25 protein-coding genes and 1 tRNA gene are annotated in these 23238 nt (G+C 52.2%); 5 read left to right on the top strand and 21 right to left on the bottom strand.

What is annotated here, in order from left to right; translation table 11 throughout:
- Positions 1–7 precede the first annotated feature (7 nt).
- Both guaA and BLV85_RS15945 read left to right on the top strand, forming a co-directional pair.
- Positions 8–1567, top strand: coding sequence for a glutamine-hydrolyzing GMP synthase (guaA, locus tag BLV85_RS08000; RefSeq protein WP_090414045.1), 1560 nt, complete (start codon positions 8–10; stop codon positions 1565–1567).
- 174 nt (positions 1568–1741) lie between these two features.
- Entirely contained in the window at positions 1742–1918 is a 177-nt protein-coding gene (locus BLV85_RS15945) for a hypothetical protein (RefSeq protein WP_281245735.1), read from the top strand.
- A 98-nt stretch (positions 1919–2016) separates the two neighbouring features.
- Here the strand turns inward: BLV85_RS15945 and BLV85_RS07995 are convergent.
- Both BLV85_RS07995 and rpoD read right to left on the bottom strand, forming a co-directional pair.
- A tRNA-Ile gene (locus tag BLV85_RS07995) sits at positions 2017–2093 on the bottom strand.
- A 48-nt stretch (positions 2094–2141) separates the two neighbouring features.
- On the bottom strand, positions 2142–4238 hold the full coding sequence (gene rpoD / locus BLV85_RS07990) for an RNA polymerase sigma factor RpoD (protein WP_281245734.1): 2097 nt from the start codon (positions 4236–4238) through the stop codon (positions 2142–2144).
- Between rpoD and BLV85_RS15645 the strand changes: the two genes are divergently transcribed.
- The gene (locus tag BLV85_RS15645; protein ID WP_245725139.1) at positions 4237–4572 is read left to right on the top strand and encodes a PH domain-containing protein; all 336 of its coding nucleotides are present in this window, start codon (positions 4237–4239) and stop codon (positions 4570–4572) included. The two genes, rpoD and BLV85_RS15645, sit on opposite strands and share 2 nt — an antisense overlap.
- A gap of 21 nt (positions 4573–4593) precedes the next feature.
- On the opposite strand, the gene dnaG is transcribed toward BLV85_RS15645, so the two are convergent.
- The 3 genes from dnaG to rpsU form a co-directional block, all read right to left on the bottom strand.
- Positions 4594–6390 carry a DNA primase gene (gene dnaG, locus BLV85_RS07980; RefSeq protein ID WP_090414038.1) on the bottom strand — a complete coding sequence of 599 codons (1797 nt, stop codon included), beginning with the start codon at positions 6388–6390 and terminating at the stop codon, positions 4594–4596.
- Between the two features lie 101 nt (positions 6391–6491).
- Positions 6492–6938 carry a GatB/YqeY domain-containing protein gene (locus BLV85_RS07975; RefSeq protein ID WP_090414036.1) on the bottom strand — a complete coding sequence of 149 codons (447 nt, stop codon included), beginning with the start codon at positions 6936–6938 and terminating at the stop codon, positions 6492–6494.
- A gap of 45 nt (positions 6939–6983) precedes the next feature.
- On the bottom strand, positions 6984–7196 hold the full coding sequence (gene rpsU / locus BLV85_RS07970; protein WP_090414034.1) for a 30S ribosomal protein S21: 213 nt from the start codon (positions 7194–7196) through the stop codon (positions 6984–6986).
- A gap of 165 nt (positions 7197–7361) precedes the next feature.
- On the opposite strand from rpsU, the gene tsaD reads away from it, so the two are divergent.
- Entirely contained in the window at positions 7362–8375 is a 1014-nt protein-coding gene (tsaD, locus tag BLV85_RS07965) for a tRNA (adenosine(37)-N6)-threonylcarbamoyltransferase complex transferase subunit TsaD (protein WP_090414032.1), read from the top strand.
- A gap of 75 nt (positions 8376–8450) precedes the next feature.
- Here the strand turns inward: tsaD and plsY are convergent, their stop codons facing one another.
- Positions 8451–9053, bottom strand: a complete 603-nt coding sequence (gene plsY / locus BLV85_RS07960; protein ID WP_090414069.1) for a glycerol-3-phosphate 1-O-acyltransferase PlsY — start codon at positions 9051–9053, stop codon at positions 8451–8453.
- Positions 9054–9139: 86 nt separating this feature from the next.
- Between plsY and BLV85_RS07955 the strand changes: the two genes are divergently transcribed.
- Positions 9140–9496, top strand: coding sequence for a dihydroneopterin aldolase (locus BLV85_RS07955; protein WP_090414030.1), 357 nt, complete (start codon positions 9140–9142; stop codon positions 9494–9496).
- 38 nt (positions 9497–9534) lie between these two features.
- Here the strand turns inward: BLV85_RS07955 and queC are convergent, their stop codons facing one another.
- From queC to glmU, 15 genes are all read right to left on the bottom strand, one after another.
- Positions 9535–10212, bottom strand: coding sequence for a 7-cyano-7-deazaguanine synthase QueC (gene queC, locus BLV85_RS07950; protein ID WP_090414029.1), 678 nt, complete (start codon positions 10210–10212; stop codon positions 9535–9537).
- An 18-nt stretch (positions 10213–10230) separates the two neighbouring features.
- The gene (queE, locus tag BLV85_RS07945) at positions 10231–10866 is read right to left on the bottom strand and encodes a 7-carboxy-7-deazaguanine synthase QueE (protein WP_090414028.1); all 636 of its coding nucleotides are present in this window, start codon (positions 10864–10866) and stop codon (positions 10231–10233) included.
- A gap of 101 nt (positions 10867–10967) precedes the next feature.
- Positions 10968–11780, bottom strand: coding sequence for a tol-pal system protein YbgF (ybgF, locus tag BLV85_RS07940; protein ID WP_245725138.1), 813 nt, complete (start codon positions 11778–11780; stop codon positions 10968–10970).
- Between the two features lie 5 nt (positions 11781–11785).
- Positions 11786–12304, bottom strand: a complete 519-nt coding sequence (pal, locus tag BLV85_RS07935; RefSeq protein WP_090414024.1) for a peptidoglycan-associated lipoprotein Pal — start codon at positions 12302–12304, stop codon at positions 11786–11788.
- Between the two features lie 56 nt (positions 12305–12360).
- Positions 12361–13650 carry a Tol-Pal system beta propeller repeat protein TolB gene (gene tolB / locus BLV85_RS07930; protein ID WP_090414067.1) on the bottom strand — a complete coding sequence of 430 codons (1290 nt, stop codon included), beginning with the start codon at positions 13648–13650 and terminating at the stop codon, positions 12361–12363.
- Between the two features lie 133 nt (positions 13651–13783).
- Entirely contained in the window at positions 13784–14623 is an 840-nt protein-coding gene (tolA, locus tag BLV85_RS07925; protein ID WP_090414022.1) for a cell envelope integrity protein TolA, read from the bottom strand.
- A gap of 14 nt (positions 14624–14637) precedes the next feature.
- Complete coding sequence (gene tolR / locus BLV85_RS07920) at positions 14638–15054, bottom strand: protein TolR (protein WP_176973973.1); 417 nt, start codon at positions 15052–15054, stop codon at positions 14638–14640.
- Positions 15051–15755, bottom strand: coding sequence for a protein TolQ (gene tolQ / locus BLV85_RS07915; RefSeq protein WP_090414020.1), 705 nt, complete (start codon positions 15753–15755; stop codon positions 15051–15053). The genes tolR and tolQ overlap by 4 nt, the downstream gene beginning before the upstream one ends.
- On the bottom strand, positions 15752–16159 hold the full coding sequence (gene ybgC, locus BLV85_RS07910; RefSeq protein WP_090414017.1) for a tol-pal system-associated acyl-CoA thioesterase: 408 nt from the start codon (positions 16157–16159) through the stop codon (positions 15752–15754). The genes tolQ and ybgC overlap by 4 nt, the downstream gene beginning before the upstream one ends.
- A gap of 67 nt (positions 16160–16226) precedes the next feature.
- Positions 16227–17267 carry a Holliday junction branch migration DNA helicase RuvB gene (ruvB, locus tag BLV85_RS07905; RefSeq protein WP_090414015.1) on the bottom strand — a complete coding sequence of 347 codons (1041 nt, stop codon included), beginning with the start codon at positions 17265–17267 and terminating at the stop codon, positions 16227–16229.
- A 289-nt stretch (positions 17268–17556) separates the two neighbouring features.
- The gene (gene ruvA, locus BLV85_RS07900) at positions 17557–18141 is read right to left on the bottom strand and encodes a Holliday junction branch migration protein RuvA (protein ID WP_090414013.1); all 585 of its coding nucleotides are present in this window, start codon (positions 18139–18141) and stop codon (positions 17557–17559) included.
- Entirely contained in the window at positions 18138–18650 is a 513-nt protein-coding gene (ruvC, locus tag BLV85_RS07895) for a crossover junction endodeoxyribonuclease RuvC (RefSeq protein WP_090414011.1), read from the bottom strand. Before ruvC ends, ruvA begins: the two co-directional genes overlap by 4 nt.
- Positions 18651–18673: 23 nt before the next feature.
- Positions 18674–19399, bottom strand: a complete 726-nt coding sequence (locus tag BLV85_RS07890; protein ID WP_090414009.1) for a YebC/PmpR family DNA-binding transcriptional regulator — start codon at positions 19397–19399, stop codon at positions 18674–18676.
- A 159-nt stretch (positions 19400–19558) separates the two neighbouring features.
- Entirely contained in the window at positions 19559–21406 is a 1848-nt protein-coding gene (gene glmS / locus BLV85_RS07885; protein WP_090414008.1) for a glutamine--fructose-6-phosphate transaminase (isomerizing), read from the bottom strand.
- A 35-nt stretch (positions 21407–21441) separates the two neighbouring features.
- A complete protein-coding gene (gene glmU / locus BLV85_RS07880) occupies positions 21442–22818 on the bottom strand; it encodes a bifunctional UDP-N-acetylglucosamine diphosphorylase/glucosamine-1-phosphate N-acetyltransferase GlmU (protein ID WP_090414006.1) in 1377 nt (458 codons plus the stop codon).
- Between the last annotated feature and the right edge of the window lie 420 nt (positions 22819–23238).

Below are 23238 nucleotides of genomic sequence, written 5' to 3'. Positions count from 1 at the left end.
TCCCAACATGCACCCAACTATTCTCATCCTGGATTTTGGTTCCCAATACACGCAACTGATCGCGCGCCGCATTCGGGAAACCCATGTGTATTGCGAGCTGCACCCATTTGATGTCGATCCGCAATTTATTCAGGATCTCGCGCCCATCGGCGTTGTACTTTCTGGCGGTCCCGCCTCGGCATTTACCGAAGACGCACCGCGCGCCCCACAAATCGTATTCGAGCTGGGTGTTCCTGTACTCGGTATCTGCTATGGCATGCAGGTCATGGCCGCTCAGCTGGGTGGTCAGGTGGAAAATGCACAAACGCGTGAATTTGGCTATGCAGAACTGGCCATTGAACCATGTCAATTGTTCCGCAATATCCAGGACCGCATCGCGCCCGATGACAAGCCCATGCTTGATGTCTGGATGAGCCACGGCGATCGTGTCGATGCGCTGCCGCCGGGTTTCAGCGTCATTGCCCACAACGCTGCCACACCCTATGCGGCAATGGCCGATGAGTCACGCAGGTTTTATGGGCTGCAGTTCCACCCCGAGGTCACCCATACCCTGCAAGGCAAGGCAATCATCGACAGCTTCGTGCATGATATCTGCGGAGCGGGCCATGACTGGAACATGCCCGATTACATAGAAGAAGCCATAGGCCGGATTCGCGCCCAGGTCGGTAATGAAAAAGTCATTCTGGGACTGTCGGGAGGAGTGGACTCTTCGGTGGCCGCCGCATTGATCCATCGCGCCATCGGTGACCAGCTGGTCTGCGTCTTTGTCGACAACGGTCTGCTACGCCTGCATGAAGCCAAGCAGGTCATGGAGACATTCAGCCGCAATCTGGCCGTCAACGTTATCCATATCGATGCCAGCAGGCAGTTTCTCGAACAATTGAAAGACATCACCGATCCGGAGCAGAAACGCCGCACCATAGGCCGCGAGTTCGTGGAAATCTTCCAACTGGAAGCTGAAAAAATCAATGATGCCAAATGGTTGGCACAGGGCACCATCTACCCCGATGTCATCGAATCTGCTGGCAGTCACACGCAGAAAGCTGGCACGATCAAATCCCACCACAACGTAGGCGGCTTACCGGAAAGCTTGCACCTGAAGCTGCTCGAGCCACTGCGCGAACTGTTCAAGGACGAAGTCAGAGAACTTGGATTGGCACTCGGCCTGCCGCACGACTTGGTCTTCCGGCACCCCTTTCCGGGACCGGGACTGGGTGTCCGGATTCTGGGAGAGGTCAAGTATGAATACGCCGAATTATTGCGTCACGCGGATGCTATCTTCATCGAAGAGCTGAAAAACTCCGGCTGGTATGAAAAAACTTCACAGGCGTTTGCAGTCTTTTTGCCAGTCAAATCGGTGGGCGTCATGGGCGACAGCCGCAGCTATGAATATGTGATCGCACTCCGCGCCGTTCAGACCGAAGATTTCATGACCGCTCATTGGGCCGAGCTGCCTTACACGCTACTGGCAAAAATCTCCAATCGCATCATCAACGAAGTGCGTGGCATCAATCGGGTAGTCTACGACATCTCCGGCAAACCACCTGCCACCATTGAGTGGGAATGATTCCACATCTGGCATTGGCTGGCATCAACCAGCACGAAAACACATCCAAGCCCGCGTAAATGCGGGCTTTTTTTATTTTTGTCTGGCAACTTCTGACGCGCTCCAAGCAAGGTTTTTTCGTGGCATCAATGCTGCTACTATCGATTAGCGACGCCATGACAAGTGCCCGATACCATGCTGCGCAACCTCAAACCCAGGGACAAGCCTTACAAGGTGAACGACCGGAATGGCCTCTATGTGGCCGCCAACGCCTGCCGGTTCCGTTTCATTCATGCACGACGGGGTCAGGTCCAGAGCCATGAACTCTTATTCTCACAAACCGTTGTGCCCACTTTTCCAAGCCTCAGCTGATGCAATATCCTGAGCTTATTTCAAACACCCTTGGGGCATAATTTTGGCCCACAAAAAAAAAGAGGCTAGAGTAATTCTCTAGCCTCTTGCTTATTTGGTGGTGGGTCTGGTAGGACTTGAACCTACGACCAAGGGATTATGAGTCCCCTGCTCTAACCAACTGAGCTACAGACCCGATCGATAAAAGTTTTTCTTGATTCCGATTCTACAGCAAATCGGGGGATCAGGAGTTGCCGCTATCCAGGAAACTGCGCAAGCGGTCGGAACGCGCGGGATGTCTCAGTTTGCGCAACGCCTTGGCTTCGATCTGGCGAATGCGTTCACGCGTCACATCGAACTGCCTCCCGACTTCTTCCAGAGTGTGGTCGGTATTCATTTCAATGCCGAAACGCATACGCAGAACCTTGGCTTCCCTCGGTGTCAGTGAATCCAGCACATCCTTGGTGACAGTTCTCAAGCCTGCGTAAATCGCGGCATCGCCCGGTTCCATGGTGGAGACATCCTCGATGAAATCACCCAAATGCGAATCCTCGTCATCACCGATAGGGGTTTCCATGGAAATGGGCTCTTTCGAGATTTTGAGAATTTTTCTGATCTTCTCTTCTGGCATTTCCATTTTTTCCGCCAGGATTGCTGGCTCGGGTTCTTGCCCGGTTTCCTGCAGGATCTGACGGGAAATACGATTCATCTTGTTGATCGTTTCGATCATATGCACGGGAATACGGATCGTCCGGGCCTGATCGGCAATTGAGCGCGTAATGGCCTGACGGATCCACCAGGTTGCATAGGTAGAGAATTTGTATCCTCTCCGATACTCGAATTTATCGACCGCCTTCATCAAACCAATATTGCCTTCCTGGATGAGATCCAGAAACTGCAATCCGCGATTGGTGTATTTCTTGGCAATCGAAATCACCAACCGCAAGTTGGCTTCCGTCATTTCACGCTTGGCCCGGCGCGCCTTGGCCTCGCCGGTGGTCATGCGGCGGTTGATTTCCTTCAATTCCTTGATCGGAATACCTGCCTGCTCCTGGAGAGTCAGCATTTTTTGCTGCTGCTCCATCACCGCAGGCCGGAAATGCTCCAGGGACTGGCTATAGTTTTTTCCTGCTTCGATTTCCGCCCCGATCCAATCGATATTGGTTTCATTGCCAAGAAATGTCTTGATGAAATGATTGCGCGGCATCCCCGCACGGGTGACACACAATTCGGCAATTTTGCGTTCGCAACTGCGGATATCATTGACGATCCCGCGCTGGGTATCGCATAGTTTTTCAACCATCTTGGCAGAGAAACGCATCGCCATGAGCTCGCTGGAAATCTTTTCCTGCAATGCCCTGTACTTCTTGTCGTGACGCCCGTCTTCTTTTTTAGCGATAATTTTCTGCATTTCGTCATATGCTTGACGAATCACCGCAAAACGTTCGAGCACGTCGCTTTTCATCTTGGCCATATCGGCGCTGGCGGTAGAGATTTGCTCGTCATCGGAATCATCGGAATCAAAATCCTGATCGAGCGATTCTTCAGACTCGGACACTTCTTTGCCCAGGATTTCCGATGTATCGTCATCCAGAAAACCATCCACCAATTCATCCACGCGCAGCCGGTCATTTTCCACATCGGCGGCCAACTGGAGTATGTTTTCGATAATGGTTGGACAGGCAGAAATCGCCTGAATCATATGCCGCAAGCCGTCTTCAATACGCTTGGCAATCTCGATTTCACTTTCCCGGGTCAATAATTCCACAGAGCCCATCTCGCGCATATACATCCGCACGGGATCAGTCGTACGCCCGAACTCGGAATCCACACTGGAAAGCGCCGCCTCGGCCTCTTCGACGACATCCTCATCGGTGACAGCAGTGGTCGCATCAGACATGAGCAGGGCTTCGGCATCGGGCGCCTCGTCGTGGACCGAAATTCCCATATCGTTGATCATGCTGATAATGCTTTCAATCTGATCCGCTTCCAGCATATCATCGGGCAAATGATCGTTGATCTCGGCATAAGTCAGGTAACCACGCTCCTTGCCTTGCGTGATCAACTTTTTCAGACGCATTCTGCGTATTTCCAGGTCATCGCCCTGCGATGCTGACAAAGCGCCCTCGGTCAAATCATTGACTTGTTTATCTGATAGTTTGCTTTTAGGTTTTTTGTTCACTTTGATATTTTCAGAGACTTTTTTAACCAATTCGGGTTTATCCGCTTCTTCTCCATGAAAAAGCGGTGTATCTTGTTGCACAAGAACCGTATGACCATGATCTATGGTGACAGTTCTGATGGATTCATTGCCAACAGCCTCGGGCCGCAACCGCGGCATGCGAGCATTAGTACTGCCCTCGGCAGCATTAGTTCCGTTACCAAGACTGGTTTTGCGTGAACTGCCGTTTCGTGTTTTTTTCTTTTTTGCAGAAGTCCCTACAGTGTTTTTATCCGCTTGCTCTGTCACTTTTGCTTTCACCATGCCGGACACCCATCAAGTAAGAGGACAAGTCAAACCGAGAACCTTTGATTATACCAAATTTATCGCCATCTGCCGCACATCCACACTACTGGCTTCCTGGATTGATGCGATCAATCTGAGCGCAACACATTCATTTCCCGCTCTCAACAATCCTGGCCAGCTTGAGTTTACGCAACCATGCGCCTTTTAATTTTACCATCAATAGGCTGGATCAGGAAACGGATAATCGCTGCAATTCCTTTCTTTCTTCCGGCGTAAGCAGATGAAGCGGTTTGTTATGCAACTCGGTCATTCTCGATTTGCGCTGCACGTCCCGCAGCCTCTCGACCCCTCCTATGAATTCTGCCTCGATATCCCAATCAGTTTCCTGTATGGGGGTATCGCTCACGATCTGATCCAGCAAGGTGCGATAAGGGGTTTGATCAAAATGCGCTGAAAGCATTGCCGGGGTCAGCTCATCAACAGGCACTGGAGAAGCCTGCAAGAACTCGATCAACACAGCCAATAACGCCATTTCATCATCGCCCTCAGCTCTCATCGCCAACAGACTACTGTCAATTTTTTTGACATAAGCCGCGTCATGCAACAATATTTGGATCAGCCGGCGACAGGGCGTGACAGACAATGGCCGCGAGACCGCTGGGCGACGGGGCGGCGCGGCGGGCGACAGATTTTTATGCTTAAATTTCAGGAATACGGCCAGCTGGCTCGGCTCTATCCCGGCGAGCTCCGACAAGCGCTTCATCAGCATATAAGCAAACACGGGGGCAGTAATCTGTGACAGCAATGGCCCGGCCTGCTGAACCAATCTGGCACGCCCCTCGCTGGTGCCCAAATTTACCCGCCGGGATAATTCGTTGCACAAAAACAGCGACAACGGCAACGCTCTCTCAATCTGCGCTTCGAACGCCGATTTACCATGCGCGCGAACATAGCTATCAGGATCTTCTTTTTCTGGCAAAAACAGAAACTTGATGTCCTTTCCGTCCTTGAGCTGCGCCAGGCTGTTTTCCAGTGCCCGCCAAGCCGCCTTTTTGCCGGCCTCGTCCCCGTCGAAACAAAAGACTATTTCGTCGGTGTAGCGCATCAGCTTCTGGACATGCACAGATGTGGTGGCCGTGCCCAATGTAGCCACCACATTCTCGATGCCGTGCTGCGCCAGCATCACGACATCCATATACCCTTCCACCACGACAACCCGTCCCGACTGCCTGATTGCCGCACCGGCAGATGCCAGATTATAAAGTTCACGCCCCTTGGTAAATAGCGGCGTCTCCGGAGAATTGAGATACTTCGGCTCACTGCCATCCAGCACGCGCCCGCCGAATCCCACAATTTTCCCCTTCTGGCCCTTAATGGGAAACATGATCCGGTTACGGAAGCGATCATAGTTTTTTTTACCCTCGTGGCCGACAACCAGCCCCGCTTGCACCAGGGCATGCCCGGTGTCATTCACTGGATAATCCGCAAAAACTGCCAACAAGTTTTGCCAGTCCGGCGGTGCGTAACCGATACCGAAACGCAAGGCGGTTTGACCCGATACGCCGCGCCGTCTAAGGTAATCGATGGCCGATTCAGATTGCTTGAGTTGCTCGCGATAATATTTGGCTGCGGCTTCCATCCGCTCATGGAGCGTTGACGCACTGGGCGCGTTACTGGCAGTTGCGCCGGCTTTGTCAACACTGACTGGCGTGGCAACAACACTGGATGATTCGGTATTTACTGGAATTTGCACACCCGCATGGGCTGCAATATGCTCAACCGCCTCGACAAAGCTCATGCCGCCATGCTCCATCAAGAAATTGATGGCATTCCCATGCCGACCGCAGCCAAAACAATGATAAAACTGCTTGGAAGGGCTTACTGTGAAGGAGGGAGTTTTTTCATTATGGAAGGGACAACACGCCGTAAAATTGGCGCCTGCTTTTTTGAGTGGCAAATGACGCGCGACCACATCGACGATATCGATGCGCGCAAGCAAATCCTGAATAAACGATTGTTCAATCATTTATTGGAAATAATGAAATCTCGCCGAGGCATGCCATCAACACCATGAGCATGGTTTGACTTGCTGCGCCCCGAAAAAGCAGGTATCAAAAAACGCTCAAGCTAGCCTGCAATTTTTGATTTGACCAACACGGAGACTTTCGCCATATCCGCCCGCCCAGCCAGCTTGGTTTTGAGCAAGGCCATAACCTGCCCCATTTTTTGCGGCGCCATGTCTTCAATCGAAGCGATCGCTTCGTTCACAATCACATCGAGCTCGGCATCATTCAACGCTTCCGGCATGTAGACCTTGAGCACATCCACTTCAAATTTCTCGATCTCCGCCAAATCCTGGCGTTGCGCCGCCTCGTATTGGGCAATCGAATCTTTACGTTGCTTGAGCATCTTTTCGATCACACTGATCACTGCAGCATCATCCAGCTCTATCCGCTCATCGACCTCTCGCTGTTTCAAGGCTGCCTGCAATAGACGCAGCGCATCGCGACGCTTGGCATCGCCTGCACGCATAGCAGCTTTCATATCCTCAGCGATTGTTTGCTTTAAATTCATGGCTTGCGAAAAGATCAAGGTTTACTTTGTGAAAAGCAAACAAAATCAATATAATTTGGGGGGTAACATCTGGCTGCGTAAACGCTTGTAGGTGCGTTTCACGGCAGCGGCATGCTTGCGTTTACGGACCGCTGTCGGTTTTTCGTAAAATTCTCTGGCACGCAATTCAGTCAGTAATCCTGTTTTTTCAATGGAACGTTTAAAACGCCGCATTGCGACTTCAAATGGTTCGTTTTCCTTGATTTTTACTGTTGTCATAAAATATTGCTTCCTTTCGGTCTCCTATATATAGTTAGTCAATCATCCGGCCAGCATTTTAGACTGGACCCACAAAAGCTTGCTAATATAGCACCAATCAGCTTTTTCTAAAAGCATGTTTCGACATGTTTCACGACAACGCCTCCTTTCTGGAAATTCGGAACTATGATCGTACTGGGCATTGAAACTTCATGTGACGAAACGGGTATTGCCCTATATCACACTGAACAAGGACTTTTGGGCCATGCATTGCATTCTCAAATTGCAATGCATAGCGAATATGGCGGCGTGGTCCCTGAGCTGGCCTCGCGCGACCATATCCGCCGCACCCTCCCGCTCATCAAACAGGTTCTCAAACACTCCAATGTGAGATTGCCAGACATCGACGCCATCGCCTATACCCAGGGACCAGGGCTCGCCGGCGCGCTGTTAACAGGTGCCAGCATTGGCACCGCCCTGGCTTTTGCACTTGGCATTCCGGTACTGAATATCCATCATCTTGAAGGCCACCTTTTATCTCCGCTGTTATCCAAGCCCGCGCCCCGTTTTCCCTTCGTTGCCCTGCTCGTCTCTGGTGGGCACACCCAGCTGATGCAGGTTGACGGAATCGGCCAATATCGCCTGCTGGGCGAAACCGTTGATGATGCAGCGGGCGAGGCATTCGACAAAACAGCAAAGTTGCTCGGTCTCGGTTATCCTGGCGGTCAGTCCCTGGCCAATCTGGCGACCCGGGGACAAGCCGGCCGGTTCAAGCTTCCACGGCCCATGCTGCATAGCGGAGACCTGAATTTCAGCTTCAGCGGTTTAAAAACGGCAGTCGCCCTCCTGATCAGCAAGCATGAAGCGGCCCCTCAGACACATGCGGACATTGCCCGGGCCTTTGAAGATGCAGTAACGGATGTGCTGGTCGAAAAGTCGCTCTCCGCATTGGAAATGACTGGTTTGCAACAGTTGGTGGTAGCCGGCGGAGTGGGCGCCAACGCGCAATTGCGCCAGAAACTGTCGCATCGTCTGACTGCGCTAGGCGCCACCGTTTTCTTTCCCGAACTCGAATTCTGCACCGATAACGGCGCAATGATTGCACTGGCTGGCGCCCTGCGCCTGCAACATATCAACGGCGCCCCCCGTATAGCCGATAGCTTTACGGTCAAGGCACGCTGGCATCTTGAATCTGCTTAAAATGGATTTTTATTCTGTTTTCCGGATGGCTCGGCTTTCATCGCCTTTCCTGGATTGATGCATGCGCGCCTGCTGTTAACCACCTTTGCCAATGCGCGTTTCCTTGCCAGCCATTAAATTGGCGATATTCGATCGATGCCGTATTATCAGCAGGATGGATACCATCAGGACCGCCCCTGTCACCAGCCCCTCACCCAATATGTAGTAGGCGTATAGCGGGGCCAGTAAAGCCGACAGCAATGCGGACAAAGATGAAATGCGCGAAATCAGCGCAACAATCACCCAAGTCAGAACGGTCAAGGCACCCAATCCGGGATGCAGTCCTAGCAGCACACCTGCCGATGTCGCAACGCCTTTCCCGCCCTTAAAGCCAAGAAAGATTGGATACAAATGTCCAAGAAACACTGCCAGCGCCATACCCGCCACCACTTCATCACCCAATCCCCATAATCGACTGAAATAGTGGGCCGAAATGATTGCCACCCATCCCTTGCCGGCATCGCCCACCAAAGTCACGACAGCAGCCCCTTTCCTGCCCGTGCGCAACACATTGGTTGCGCCTGGATTATGAGAGCCGTAGCTGCGCGGGTCCGGCAACTTAAACAAGCGACTGGCCACCATGGCAAATGGAATCGAGCCCAGCAAATAAGCGGCCAGAATCAGACTCAGCGTAATCATCAGAATGCTCACACCCCTATAAATAGATTAAAATTGCCCTCAAACAAATTGTTACCGATCATTGCAAGCCAGCTCAGGATCCCTAGATGGATATTATTTTTCTCAAAGAATTCAGAACCCAAACGTTAATCGGTATCTACCCATGGGAAAAAAAAATTCCCCAGACGATTGAGCTCGACCTCGAAATTGCCCTGCCCTCCAGCCGGGCATGCCAGACCGATCACATCGACGATGCACTGGATTATTCACTAGTGACCGAACGGATCAATAGCATGCTGAGCAACCAGCATTTCTCCTTGCTCGAAACACTCACGGAAAACATTGCCCAAATGATTCTGACAGAATTTAACTCGCCCTGGGTAAAAGTGAGTGCGGCCAAACTGGATGTCATCCAGGGCGTGAAAAAACTGGGCATATGCATTCAGCGTAGCCGGAAAAATTAACCGGTCAGGTCAAATCCGGTTGCGCCAGCATGATGCTGTCAATCCTGCTGATAACGTGTCGGATCAGGCACATTCGCCGCTTCAAATCCTGCCCGGCGCAAGCGGCAGGCATCACAAAGGCCGCAGGCGCGTCCATCATCGTCGGCCTGGTAGCAGGACACTGTCAAGCCATAGTCGACGCCAAGCCTCATGCCGGAACGGATAATGGCGTGCTTGGACAGATCGATCAGGGGCGCATGTATCGTGAACGGCTCGCCTTCCCTTCCGGCCTTGGTTGCCAAATTGGCCATTTTCTCATAGGCGGCGATATAGTCAGGCCGACAGTCAGGGTAACCGGAATAATCCACAGCGGTGACGCCGATGAAAATATCCCGGCTCTCCAACACCTCCGCCCAGGCAAGCGCCAGTGACAGCATGACCGTGTTGCGCGCCGGCACATAAGTCACCGGAATGCCTTCGCTGACGCCATCCGTCGGAACGGCAATGGTTGCATTGGTCAATGCCGAGGCAGCCAGGGTCGTCAAATCCAGCTGGACAAATTGATGGTCGCTTGCCTGCAGGAATTCGCCTATTCTGGCGGCTGCCACCAGTTCCGAACGATGCCGTTGGCCATAATCTATGCTCAGCGCATAACAGGCAAACCCTTGCGCACGGGCGATCGCCAGCGTCGTGGCGGAATCTATGCCACCCGACAGGAGCACAACTGCTTTTCTCATAAAAATGTTTGGATTGCGTTACTTTCCGGCACATTCACCCCACAACAACTTGTGCAACTGCAACTGCATGCGGACGGGCAGGCGGTCTTGCAGGATCCAGTTCGCGAGTTCTGTCGGCTTGAGCTCATGATGGCTGGGAGAGAACAATACCGGGCATTTTGTATCCAGTTTGAAATCTCGCAGTACCTGCATGGCCCAGTGATAATCCGCTTGGCCGCACAGCACAAACTTCACTTCATCATGCGCAGTCAGATCGTCGAGATTCTGCCATCGGTTCTTGTCGACCTCACCGGAACCGGGCGTCTTGATATCGACAATTCTCGACACACGCCGGTCCACCTGAGAAATATCCAGCGCGCCGCTGGTTTCAAGGGAAACAGAATAGCCAGCATCGCAGAGTGATGTCAGCAAAACGCGGCAATTGGACTGGGCCAGTGGCTCGCCGCCCGTCACGGTCACATAATGCGGCGCAAAGGCTGCAACCGCATCCAGGATTGCAGCAATACTCATGGTTTGCCCGCCAGAAAATGCATAACTCGTATCGCAATAACGACAACGAAGTGGACAGCCAGTCAAACGGATAAATACTGTTGGCAAGCCGGCTCGGCTCGTTTCTCCCTGAAGGGAATAAAAAATTTCGGTAATGCGCAACATGCGGATTCAGGACGGATCATTGGAAACCACCTGCATCGATATTGGATGCAGGTATAAAAGGAAAGTCGGCATTTGCGGCCTTGACCTGCCGCCAGCCTATGCTATTTGATAGACGCCAGACGATTTTTGGCTTTTTGTGCGGCCTCGCTGTGGGGATAGCTGGCAATCAGGCTTTCCAGTGTTTTTCTGGCGGCAGATTTCTGACCACTTTCCAGTTGGCTGCTCGCCATGTTGAGCAGCGCATCCGGTGCCTTCGGACTGTCCGGGTAGGTCTCAATCAGCCGTTGCTGGGCAGCGACTGATTGATCGAAATCCCGCAATGCATAGTGGGCGTTTCCGATCCAGTAGGCCGCAGCAGGCGCCAACGTGGTCAGGGGATGCTGCTCCAGGAAATCTTCAAAACCTGCAATCGCGCCGGTATAGTCGCCATTCTTGAAACGGGTATAGGCAGCGTCATAACTGTCACGCTGGACGGCATCAGGCGCCTGCAGCGCAACAGCTGCCTTTTTTACGGCAGGTGCAGCTGCCGCGGGTGTTGACTGGTCAGACGACTGCACCGAAGCGTCGGAAGGTGATGGCACAATTTCAGTTGAATCAGGCTCCAACTGGCGCAAGCGGCTGTCCAAATCCAAATAAAAATCCTTTTGTTGTTTACGCAACAACCGATTCTCGTCCTCAAGCACCTCGATCTGCCCCCGCAATCTGCCCAATTCCATTTTGAGCACTTCCGCCTGGTTATGCAGCTCGATGAGCGACTGGCCGATTAAGGTTTCTTCCATGCGATGCATGCGCGCTTCCATCTCCGATACTTTCGCCTGCAATGCCTCCAATTGCTGACGCGATTGGGAATCGCCGAACAATCCGGCATAACTGGCATTGCAACCGAATAAAAACAACAGTACGAAAGCGCGCATGTACATCAATATTCTCCCTGATACAGAATATCAGTACGCCGGTTTTCAGCCCAGGAGGCTTCATCGCGTCCCAATGCGCGCGGTTTTTCTTCACCCAGGCTGACTGCTTCGATTTGTTGCTCGCGCGCACCGGCCAGCAACATGATATTTCTGACACTGTCCGCCCGTCTTTGTCCGAGGGCAAGATTGTATTCACGGCTTCCCCGATCATCTGTATTGCCTTGCAGCAAGACTTGGGCATTGGCGTTGCCGCGCAGATAAGCCGCATGCGCAAGAACTAAATCGCGATACTCGCTTTTCACCGAAAAGCTATCAAAATCAAAATAAACGCTGCGACGGGACAGTATGTTGTTTGGATCCTGAAGCGGGCTCAGTCCGAATCCATCCGTTCCCATGCCGTTTCTTGCACCTTCCCCTCCTCTAACACCCAGCGAGCGATCTTCAATATCTGAAATTGGTTGCGTCGTCTGGCTTGCGCATGCCGATAACAGACAGACCACCATTACACCCAAAATTTTATTCATTTCCCACCGTTTTGAAATTAATTGATCTCTCCCCAGAGAGCGCCTTTGTCCCGATACTACCGTTGTTTCAGCATGGGTCCCCAGACCGGTTCGCGGATATCCCCGCTTTCAGATGAGAGGCGCTGTCTGACTTGTCCATCGCTTGAAACGATGGATAATATACCACGTCCATTAATTTCCGTTGCGTACAGAATCATGCGGCCATTGGGCGCAAAACTGGGCGATTCATCGAACTTGGAATCAGTCAACATTTGCATCTGACGCGTCGAAAATTCCTGCACGGCGAGATTGAAGCGGCCGGCATTGCGGTGAATATAAACAAACCTTTTGCCATCTGGGCTGTAACGCGGGCTGACATTGTAATCACCTTCGAAAGTCAGCCGTTCGGCCATGCCGGCCCGGTCGCCAGAGAGCGGCATGCGGTATATTTGTGGACTGCCGCCGCGATCGGAAGTGAATATCAGCCACCGCCCATCGGGCGAAAAGCGCGGCTCTGTATCGATCCCGGGACTTTGGGACAACCGCTGCAGACCGCTGCCATCGGCATTTATCAGATAAATCTGGGAATTGCCATGCAGCGTCAAAACCACCGCCAGCTTGCTGCCATCCGGCGACCAGGCTGGCGCGCTATTGCTGCCCTTGAAGTTGGCAACCGCCTTACGTTCACGCGTGGCCAGGGTCTGTACGTAGACAACAGGCTTTTTCTTCTCAAAGGAAACATAGGCTATTTTGCTGCCATCCGGTGACCAGGCAGGAGAAATAATGGGCTCGGTATACTCGATCAACGAACGCGCATTGAAACCGTCGTAGTCAGAAACTTGCAAGGCGTACTGATTTCCCTGTTTCCTGACAAAAGCGATGCGCGTGCTGAAAACCCCATGCTCACCAGTCAAACTTTCATAGATGATGTCCGCGATTCGATGCGCAAAAGCACGCAACTGGTCAGGCCCCACGGTTCCGCCAAATCCAGCCAACTGCACCCGCTTGGCGACATCCAACAGACGGAAGCGTACTTCAATCCTGCCGTCCGGCAACATGGCCGTATTGCCAATCACGAGCGCACTGGCACCGCGGTTCTGCCAGTCGACATAATTCACCTGCTCCAAATCATGTGGCACCAGCCCAAAGGTATCGACTAACTTAAACAATCCACTACGCTCCAGGTCGGCCGACACCACAGTCGTGATGCGCTGGGGGAGATTGCTCTCGGCCGCAAACGGCATGATGGCAATCGGAATTTTGGCTGCGCCACCCCCAAAGATTTCGATGTCAAGTGCAGCATACAACGGTCCATGGGTCGACAACAATAAACAAAACCAGCAAAGTAATTTACGCAAGTCAATCATCATGGCAAATCGCCTAAAAAATACTGAGTTAAAAATTATCCTGGATTTTTCAGTTGACCGCTATTTTCAAAGCCAACGCAGGGTGATAAAAGGCATACACCATTATTTCCATGCCCAGCCGAGCAATCCAGGTTCATTCTCGATAATGGACAGTCAGACTGAAATCCCGAAAGGCCCTGAATAAACGCTGATCCGGTGGCAGCGGCAATGGTTTGGCCAAGAATATCGCCCGCTCCACAGCTTCATCGAACGTCGCGTAACCGCTGGATTTGCGTAGGGACACACTCAACACATCGCCTCCAGGCAATAATGTGACACGAAACTCAACCACGGGATTGCCCGGCAGGTCAGGCGGCATGACAATACGGCTACGGATCTTGGCCTGAATCATGGCCTTGTATTTGGCAATCTCGTCCGCGACTCTGGATTGCTCCGCTTTCAATGCCATAGCCTCCTGCTCGCGCTGTTTCTCGCGCGCCAACGCTTCAGCCTGCTGCTTCTCACGCGCCATGACTTCATTCTTTTGGGGCGGTTCTTTTTCTGACTTGGGCTGCTCTGGCTCCTTGACAGGCTCCGGTTTGACGACTTCCTTTTTGACTGGATCAGGCAGCTTCGGGGTCTCCTTCACCGGCGCCGGTTTTTCCGCTTTTTCTTTGATCGCAATCGCGGGTTTGCGTGCAGGCGGAGGAGAAGAAGCGATGACGGGCTGCGTCGCCGGGCTGGGTTTGGCGGGTTCAGGCGCGGGCCTGGGTGCGGCTGGCCTAGCGAGTGGCTCGGGTTTGACAGGCTGCGGCTGCACTTGGGGCAGATCACTCCACAACTCAACCTGCATGGCTTCGGGCACGTCACTTTTCCAGTTGAATCCAAAAACCAGCAAGATCAAAAAAGCAATATGCAGCAGACAGGAAAATAACGCTGCCCGTAATTTTCCCGGTTCGATGATAGTCTCACTCCGCCAAGTTGTCGTGCGCATCGTCTCTCAAGTATTCATCTTGGTTTTGTCAGCAACCCGATCTTTTTCACCTGCTGTTGCTGCAGTAGATCCATAACCTGGATCACTTCCTCGTAACGAACATTCTTGTCCGCCGCGATCACAACAGGCTGTTCGGCATTCTGCGCCTGTTTAGCTTTGATCGCCTCCACCAGTTGAGTACGATTGATCTTGCGCTCGTCACCGGCTCGGGCCCGGTCACGCAGTGTCAGATGTCCATCAGCGGCAATAATCACCTCCAAAGGTTCTATCGGCGGAATGGAGGATTTACCAATTTCAGGCAATTCAACCTGGCCCGGATGCATGAGGGGCGCAGTGATCATGAAAATGATCAACAACACCAGCATGACATCAATGTACGGCACAACATTGATGTCATTCATCAACCGGCGCTTGCTGCGACGCTGGATCATAGATGGCTCGTCAAGTCACGGGGCTTGGCTACCCGGCGTTGCAGCACATTGGACACTTCCTCGATAAAGCTCTCATAGCGAGTTGCCAGCTGACCGGTATCGCTGGCATAGCGGTTATAGGCAACCACCGCAGGAATCGCCGCAAAAAGTCCCATTGCGGTTGCAATCAGGGCTTCGGCAATTCCGGGTGCAACGTGAGCAATTGTCGCCTGGCTGATATTCGACAGCTCTCTGAAGGCGTTCATGATGCCCCATACTGTTCCGAACAATCCGACATAAGGGCTTACCGACCCGACGGTTGCCAAGAATGAGAGATGCGATTCGAGTCGATCCATTTCACGTTGATAAACCGCACGCATTGCGCCCCGGGTACTCTCCATGACGGTGCCGACATCCACACCCTGCTGATATTTAATGAACTCGCGGAAGCCCGCTTCAAAAATTCGCTCCATACTGCCTACAGTATCGCGGGCACCTGCGGCACGCTGGTACAACGCATTCAAATCTGCGCCTCTCCAGAAGACATTCTCAAATTCATCGGTTTGTTTGACCTCATATCGAATGACAAACATTTTCCGGAAAATAAACCACCAAGAAACCAACGAGGCCATCAACAACAACAGCATGACCAATTGAACGGGCAAGCTCGCGCTACTGACAAGGTGAAACAGTGATAAATCCTGGGTAACAACCGTGCTCATGATGGTTTTCCAATTTTTTGACGAAGTGGTAACGGTAGACCGGTCGGCTTGAATGTATCCATGCCGACACATACAACATGAACCATAGCACTGACTAACGTACCTTGCTCACGCATGACTTGCTGTCGCAATGCGATTCGACTTCTGCCAACCTCTGCGACTTGCACGGTCACATTCAGCAGATCATCGAGTACGGCCGGCTTGAAATACTCGATATTGAGGGATCGAATCAAAAAAATCGTCCGGTGCGATTGAATCATCGCATCCACACCGAACCCCAATTCACGCAGCCACTCATAGCGAGCACGCTCCATGAAATTGAGATAGCTCGCATGATAGACAACGCCGCCGGTATCGGTATCCTGGTAATAAACCCGTACCGGATAGTTAAAAACAGTTTCCATTTTTCAAATCACCAGTTGAATTATCCATATTTGAGTTTGATTCAGCGCCAGATTGCCACCACAAACTTCAAACTGGGTCAATCAGGCCCAATGTCTGGTTATGACGCGGTGGAATGAGATTGAAGTGATGATAGGTCATTGCGGTGGCAATGCGCCCGCGTGGCGTGCGTTGCAGAAATCCTTGCTGAATGAGGTAGGGCTCCAGCACCTCCTCGATCGTATCACGCTCTTCATTGATGGCTGCGGCCAGATTGTCAACACCAACCGGTCCGCCACCAAATTTCTCCAATACGGCCAGCAGAAGCTTTCTATCCAGCATATCCAAACCGGTGATATCGACATCCAGCATATGCAAGGCGGCATCCGCCACCTTGCGATCAATCCGGCCATTCGCCTTGACCTCAGCGAAATCCCGCACTCTGCGCAGCAATCGGTTGGCAATCCGCGGCGTGCCACGGGATCGCCGGGCAATCTCCCTGGCTCCGTCGGCAGAAATACCAACCTGCAATAGTCCAGCCGACCGGTCGACAATTTTACCGAGTTCATCTGCGGTATAAAACTCCAGACGAGAAACGATACCAAAACGGTCCCGCAGAGGATTGGTCAGCATTCCAGCACGCGTGGTCGCGCCCACAAGCGTGAAGTGCGGCAAATCGATCTTGACTGATCTGGCAGCAGGCCCCTCACCAATCATGATATCAAGCTGGTAATCCTCCATCGCAGGATAAAGAATCTCCTCGACAACCGGCGAAAGGCGGTGGATCTCATCAATGAACAACACATCATTGGGCTCGAGATTGGTCAGCAAAGCGGCCAGGTCACCGGCTCTTTCCAGCACCGGCCCAGAGGTCTGGCGCAAATTCACGCCCATTTCCCGGGCAATGATATGCGCCAGTGTCGTTTTACCCAGACCAGGCGGCCCAAACAACAAAACATGATCGAGCGCCTCCTGCCGTCGCCTAGCAGCTTCGATAAATATCTCCAGCTGCGCCCGGATTTTTTCCTGACCGATATACTCGTCGAATTGATGCGGGCGCAACGCTCGCTCTATCGCCTCTTCCTGAGAGGAAAAAGGGGTTGCGCCGATGATTCGGTCCGATTCAATCATCTTGGAACTCTCGCTTAGGGCTCGTTAATGAATAAAGCTGTGTGGCCATCACGCCAGGCGCCATGACGAGACCCAAATATTCCCTATCGAAGCACCAGAACGCAACTTGCTCGAGTATCGCGTACACACAACGCTCACAATTCATTTTTCAATCTGGAAATCTCACTCGAGGTCATCACCCATTGAACAACCATGCGCATGATCTTTTACTCTTCTTACAGCAATCTATCTGCCATACAAAACATACTCGAGCGGGCGCGCCGGAATGATCCAGCCCAACTGATCGAGACTATTTTCCCTTGGACAGAAGTTTCAATGACTGCATGATGCCGTCGGGCACGCCCACCCCTTCCGGCAATTGCTTGACCGCCCAATTGGCCTCACGATCATTATAGCCCAGTGCCAATAAAGCGTTGAGGATGTCTTGATCGATATCCTGGGTCATGGTGGCTGGCTGAAAATGCGCCAGCAATGGATCGATCTTGTCGCGCATTTCCAGCAATAGGCGCTCTGCGGTTTTTTTTCCAATACCGGGAATTTTGGTCAGACGCATGCTGTCTTGTGCTGCCACCGCCTGCTGCAACTCGGCCACACTCAATCCGGATAATATTGCCAGAGCGGTTCTAACGCCAATACCGGAAATTTTTGTCAGCTGGCGAAAAAAAACCCGCTCAGCTTCTGTCATGAAGCCAAACAACAAATGCGCATCTTCACGAACAATCAGATGCGTATGCAAAGCGACTTGCTCGCCAAGCTCGGGCAATTGACAAAAAGTGCTCATCGGCACATCAATCTCGTAGCCTACCCCCTGCACGTCCACTAATACCAGAGGTGGCCGCTTCTCGAGTAACAGTCCTGTAATTCTTCCGATCACAATTGCCTGCCTCGCTTCATCCGGTAACGAGCAGCTGGAAAAAAATTCACATGCATGTGTGCATGGCAAATTGCGCATGCCAAGGCATCGGCTGCATCCGGGCGAGGCCGTGCTGCCAGTTGCAATAGCCGCATGACCATTTCTTGCACCTGTTCTTTACGCGCATGCCCATTGCCGACTACCGCCTGTTTGATTTGCAATGCCGTGTATTCTGAGACAAAAAGCTGATTGTGAACGGCCGCACATATTGCAGCACCGCGCGCCTGTCCAAGCAATAGCGTCGATTTGGGATTGACATTAACAAACACCTGCTCTACCGCCACTTGCTCTGGGCGATATTGCAGAATAATTTCATTCAAACCTTCCAAGATTGTCTTCAAGCGGCTGGGCAATTCATTGCCGGTCGTAGTCACGCAACCGCTGCCTACATATACGAGCTGGCTGCCAATCTTGTCGACAATGCCGAATCCCGTTACGCGCAGGCCAGGATCAATTCCAAGTATGCGAATACCGTCACCAGACCAGGAAAAAATCAGGCATCGATAACTGCGGTCGTGTATACGTCCTGCACATCATCGATTTCCTCGAGCGCATCCAGAAGCTTTTGCATCTTAACCGCCTCATCCCCGTCCAACGCAACTTCATTCTCGGGTCGCCAGGTAACTTCTGTCAGCTCCGCCTTAAAACCAGCCTGTTCCAGCTTATTCCTGACCGCTGAAAACACGGCCGGATCCGTAACCACTTCCATACTCCCGTCTTCATGGCTGAGGATATCATCTGCCCCTGCCTCCAGAGCGGCTTCCAATAATTCCGTTTCGTTGGTTCCCGGGGCGAACAGAAGCTGGCCACAATGTTTGAATAAGTACGCAACCGAGCCATCGGTTCCCAGATTACCGCCGTGCTTACTGAAAGCATGGCGTACAGCCGCAACTGTTCTGGTACGGTTATCGGTCATGCAATCCACCATGATTGCGGCACCCGACACACCATACCCTTCATAACGGATTTCTTCGTAGTTGACGCCTTCCAACTCGCCACAGCCGCGCTTGATTGCACGCTCGACGTTGTCTTTCGGCATATTCTGATCGTAAGCCTTGTCGATAGCCAATCTCAGGCGGGGATTGCTGCCCGGATCGCCCCCACCCAGGCGAGCGGCTATCGTAATTTCCTTGATCAAACGCGTAAAAATCTTGCCCCGTTTGGCATCCTGCGCTGCCTTTTTATGCTTGATGTTAGCCCATTTGCTATGACCTGCCATTGACTTCCTTTAGAACTGATTGAAAGTATGCAATGCTACCACTCTGTATTTGTTGTATAAAGTTTGACGCGTACTTGAGTCAACACAGCATACACCAAAACCAGTCAACGCGAACAGCCTCAGGGCCGTTGATCGATCAGGCAGCAAGTGCGTGCAGAGTCACTCCACTGTCACCGATTTGGCCAAATTCCTGGGTTTATCGACATCGGTGCCTTTTTGCAATGCGACATGGTAGGCAAGCAATTGCAGGGGAATGGTGTGCAGTATTGGACTCAGCACTCCCCTGTGTTCAGCCAGTCTTATGATATGCACGCCTTCACTTGCTTCGATATGCGAATCCGCGTCGGCAAACACATATAGTTCTCCGCCACGTGCACGGACTTCGTGGAGATTTGATTTCAGTTTTTCCAGCAAAGCATCATTGGGCGCAATAGCAACTACAGGCATGTTGCTGTCAACCAGAGCCAGCGGACCATGCTTGAGTTCTCCGGCTGCATAAGCCTCTGCGTGGATATACGAAATTTCCTTGAGCTTGAGCGCGCCTTCCAGCGCGATCGGATAATGGACACCACGCCCCAGAAACAAGGCATGTTGTTTCTGGGAAAAATCACCCGCCCACTGCTTGATCTCGGATTCGGTCTGGAGTGCATGTTGAATCGCCACTGGCAGGTGACGTAACGCGGCAATCATATTGTGCTCGGATTCAGCCGTTAACTTGCCGCGCATTTTAGCGAGTACTGCAGTAAACAATAGTAAGACCGCCAACTGAGTTGTAAACGCCTTGGTCGAGGCAACCCCAATCTCCGGGCCGGCCCGAGTCAGAAAACGCAGATCGGTCTGCCGTATCAGGGCGCTTTCCGGCACATTGCAGATGGCGAGACTATGACGATGGCCAAGCGCCTTGGCATAATTCAGCGCGGCCAGGGTATCTGCGGTTTCTCCAGACTGGGAAATGCCCACGACCAGCGTGTCAGGATCTGCAATCGGCTTGCGATAGCGATATTCGCTCGCAATCTCAACATTGCAAGGCAGTTCGGCTATCGTCTCTAGCCAATATTTGGCGACGACTCCGGCATGATAGCTGGTTCCGCAAGCGAGTATCAGCACCCCTCTCGTTCGTGCAAATATCGATTCCGCCTCGCTGCCAAATAAATGCGGCGAAATGGATTGCGCATTGAGCACCATTTCCAGGGTATTGGCTACAGCAACCGGTTGCTCAAAAATTTCCTTTTGCATGAAATGCGCATACGGCCCGAGCTCGACAGCTTCACGCGTCAGATCACTTTCCAGTATGGGGCGCATGACTTCACAGCCCTGGGCCGCATTCAGGCAATTCAGCACCCGGAATCCACTGCTGCTCAGCTCAGCGACATCACCCTCTTCCAAATAAACCATGCGCCGAGTGATAGGCACCAGCGCCGAGGCATCGGAGGCCGCATACAAACCGTTATTGCCGATACCGAGCAGCAAGGGCGCGCCATTCCTGGCCACAATGATGCGATCCGGCCGCGATTCCTCAACCACTGCAATGGCATATGCGCCCCGTAATTCCTCGAGACAAGCGCACACGGCAACCAGCAAGTCATCGGCGGTTTGCAGATGATACGAAATCAAGTGGCCGATGACCTCGGTATCCGTATCTGACAGGAACTTGTAGCCAGCTTGTTGCAAACGCTGCCGCAACATATCGTGATTCTCAATAATCCCATTATGTACAACCGCAATCTTGCGCTCATCACCTGAAAAATGCGGATGGGCATTGCGCTCGCAGGGCGCTCCATGGGTTGCCCAGCGAGTATGTGCAATACCCGTCAATCCTTCAGTATTTTGAGTACGCACAAGCTTGCCCAATTCTGCGACCCGTTCGGTGGTTCGCATTCGGTGCAGCTTGCCGTTTGCCACTACGATTCCGGCAGAATCATAGCCACGGTACTCCAATCTTGAGAGCCCCTCCAGCAGAAAAGGCACCACATTGTCCTTAGCAATTGCTCCCACAATTCCGCACATCACAAACCCCTTGTTAGATTTATTAATCTGAAAGATTATTCAGGCTTGATTTTCTTTGGCCGCTTCCAACTGGCAATACTCAACTGCTTAGCACGGGATAATGTCAGCTGATCTTCCGGCGTATCTCGCGTTATAGTGGATCCAGCACCAATTGTTGACCCCCTTGCGACCCGGATGGGTGCGACGAGCTGCGTGTCTGAACCAATGAATACATCATCTTCTATGATTGTTTGATGCTTGCTGGCGCCGTCATAGTTGCAGGTAATCGTACCGGCACCAACATTGACATGCTTGCCTATCACGGTATCGCCTATATAGCTCAAGTGGTTGGCTTTGCTGCCGGAAGCAATCTGACTGTTTTTGACTTCGACAAAATTGCCGATATGCACGCCCTCATCCAGCCGTGTACCCGGGCGGATACGAGCGAAAGGGCCCACTCGGCAATGGGCACCGAGGCAAGCATCCTCTACTAGGCTATACGGCGCTATGACTGTACCGGCAGCAACGGTCACATTGCGCAATGTGCAATGTGCCTGAATCTTCACATTGTCACCTAGTCGCACATCGCCTTCGAAGACGCAATTGATATCTATCTCCACGTCATGACCACAAATCAATTGTCCACGGACATCGATGCGGGCAGGATCGAGTAGCGTGACGCCCTGCGCCATGAGATCATGCGCAATCTCTTGCTGATAAATTCGCTCCAAGCCAGCCAACTGACGCTTGTTGTTAACACCTATCGTTTCCCAACTGTTGGCCGGTCTGGCTGATTCAATACCCACCCCATCCGCTGCCGCCATCTCGACAATGTCGGTAAGATAGTATTCGCCCTGGGCATTGCTGTTGTCCAGCCTGGCTAGCCAGGCTGGCAATAGCCGATTGGGGAACACCATAATGCCAGTATTGATTTCACAAATATGCTTCTGTGCTGGGGTGGCATCTTTTTCTTCAACGATTGATTGTATGCTGCCTGTCTCATGATCGCGCACAATCCGGCCGTAGCCTGACGGATCATCCAGCTCTGTTGTCAGCATGACCAGCCGATCATCCGTGGCTTTTTCCAGCAATGCCCAGAGTGTGGCACTTTTCACCAAAGGCACATCACCAAACAGAACCAGCGTATGGCCAGTTTCTGCCAGGCTGGGCAAAGCCTGCTTTAAAGCATGCCCTGTCCCTAGCTGCTGTGCCTGTCTAATCCAAACCAGCGAAGAATCATCGATCACCTGCTTAACCCGTTCACCGCCATGCCCATAAACCACACAGACCTGGTTAGGCGAAAGCGTATGCGCGGTATCCAGCACATGGGATAACAGCGGTCTGCCCGCTAGTGGGTGCAAAACTTTGGGCAGCGACGATTGCATACGCTTGCCCGCACCAGCCGCTAGAATAACGATATCAAGTTGTTTCACGCTGAAAAATCCTTTTTTCCACCTCAACCTTCCTTACCCGGCATCACATACCACCAATAAAGCCACCGAAAGGTCATCTCTTCGTGTTGCGCCCATCCTGCCAGTTCAAGCAGTCATTCCCCTGTTGATTCTATTGGTGATGACGCTGCAAGCCGAATCAACGGTATTCAAACCACAGGACCATGCTCTGGCACCTCCGCCATGCGGCTTAATAACCACACACTCAGACCTCTCCAACCGAGAGATACCTATGTTCGAGAGAATTGTACTCGCATGGCGCCAGATTATATCAATCAAGAAGCAACACAAATACGCTTTAATTTATGGCTCGTCAGCAGAATCTGTGGGCGACATCCGGTTCAGGTAGCGCGCCAAGTGCATGATATAATGCGATTTCTGCGCCATGAAAGGTTCGAAATC

Source organism: Nitrosomonas halophila (assembly GCF_900107165.1).
Lineage (GTDB): Bacteria > Pseudomonadota > Gammaproteobacteria > Burkholderiales > Nitrosomonadaceae > Nitrosomonas > Nitrosomonas halophila.
The sequence above is the reverse complement of the archived record's forward strand: the minus strand, read 5'-3'. Positions and strand labels throughout refer to the sequence as shown.

Coding starts and splice junctions, on each gene's coding strand:
- BLV85_RS07890 (WP_090414009.1), bottom strand. CDS start 19,399: ATGGCAGGTCATAGCAAATGGGCTAACATCAAGCATAAAAAGGCAGCG.
- pal (WP_090414024.1), bottom strand. CDS start 12,304: ATGAATAAAATTTTGGGTGTAATGGTGGTCTGTCTGTTATCGGCATGC.
- ruvB (WP_090414015.1), bottom strand. CDS start 17,267: ATGATTGAATCGGACCGAATCATCGGCGCAACCCCTTTTTCCTCTCAG.
- guaA (WP_090414045.1), top strand. CDS start 8: ATGCACCCAACTATTCTCATCCTGGATTTTGGTTCCCAATACACGCAA.
- ybgC (WP_090414017.1), bottom strand. CDS start 16,159: ATGGAAACTGTTTTTAACTATCCGGTACGGGTTTATTACCAGGATACC.
- rpsU (WP_090414034.1), bottom strand. CDS start 7,196: ATGACAACAGTAAAAATCAAGGAAAACGAACCATTTGAAGTCGCAATG.
- tolQ (WP_090414020.1), bottom strand. CDS start 15,755: ATGAGCACGGTTGTTACCCAGGATTTATCACTGTTTCACCTTGTCAGT.
- tolR (WP_176973973.1), bottom strand. CDS start 15,054: ATGATCCAGCGTCGCAGCAAGCGCCGGTTGATGAATGACATCAATGTT.
- BLV85_RS07975 (WP_090414036.1), bottom strand. CDS start 6,938: ATGAATTTAAAGCAAACAATCGCTGAGGATATGAAAGCTGCTATGCGT.
- glmS (WP_090414008.1), bottom strand. CDS start 21,406: ATGTGCGGAATTGTGGGAGCAATTGCTAAGGACAATGTGGTGCCTTTT.
- BLV85_RS15945 (WP_281245735.1), top strand. CDS start 1,742: ATGCTGCGCAACCTCAAACCCAGGGACAAGCCTTACAAGGTGAACGAC.
- BLV85_RS07955 (WP_090414030.1), top strand. CDS start 9,140: ATGGATATTATTTTTCTCAAAGAATTCAGAACCCAAACGTTAATCGGT.
- tsaD (WP_090414032.1), top strand. CDS start 7,362: ATGATCGTACTGGGCATTGAAACTTCATGTGACGAAACGGGTATTGCC.
- queC (WP_090414029.1), bottom strand. CDS start 10,212: ATGAGAAAAGCAGTTGTGCTCCTGTCGGGTGGCATAGATTCCGCCACG.
- dnaG (WP_090414038.1), bottom strand. CDS start 6,390: ATGATTGAACAATCGTTTATTCAGGATTTGCTTGCGCGCATCGATATC.
- tolA (WP_090414022.1), bottom strand. CDS start 14,623: ATGCGCACGACAACTTGGCGGAGTGAGACTATCATCGAACCGGGAAAA.
- rpoD (WP_281245734.1), bottom strand. CDS start 4,238: ATGCCGCGGTTGCGGCCCGAGGCTGTTGGCAATGAATCCATCAGAACT.
- queE (WP_090414028.1), bottom strand. CDS start 10,866: ATGTTGCGCATTACCGAAATTTTTTATTCCCTTCAGGGAGAAACGAGC.
- ybgF (WP_245725138.1), bottom strand. CDS start 11,780: ATGCGCGCTTTCGTACTGTTGTTTTTATTCGGTTGCAATGCCAGTTAT.
- BLV85_RS15645 (WP_245725139.1), top strand. CDS start 4,237: ATGCGAGCATTAGTACTGCCCTCGGCAGCATTAGTTCCGTTACCAAGA.
- tolB (WP_090414067.1), bottom strand. CDS start 13,650: ATGATTGACTTGCGTAAATTACTTTGCTGGTTTTGTTTATTGTTGTCG.
- plsY (WP_090414069.1), bottom strand. CDS start 9,053: ATGATTACGCTGAGTCTGATTCTGGCCGCTTATTTGCTGGGCTCGATT.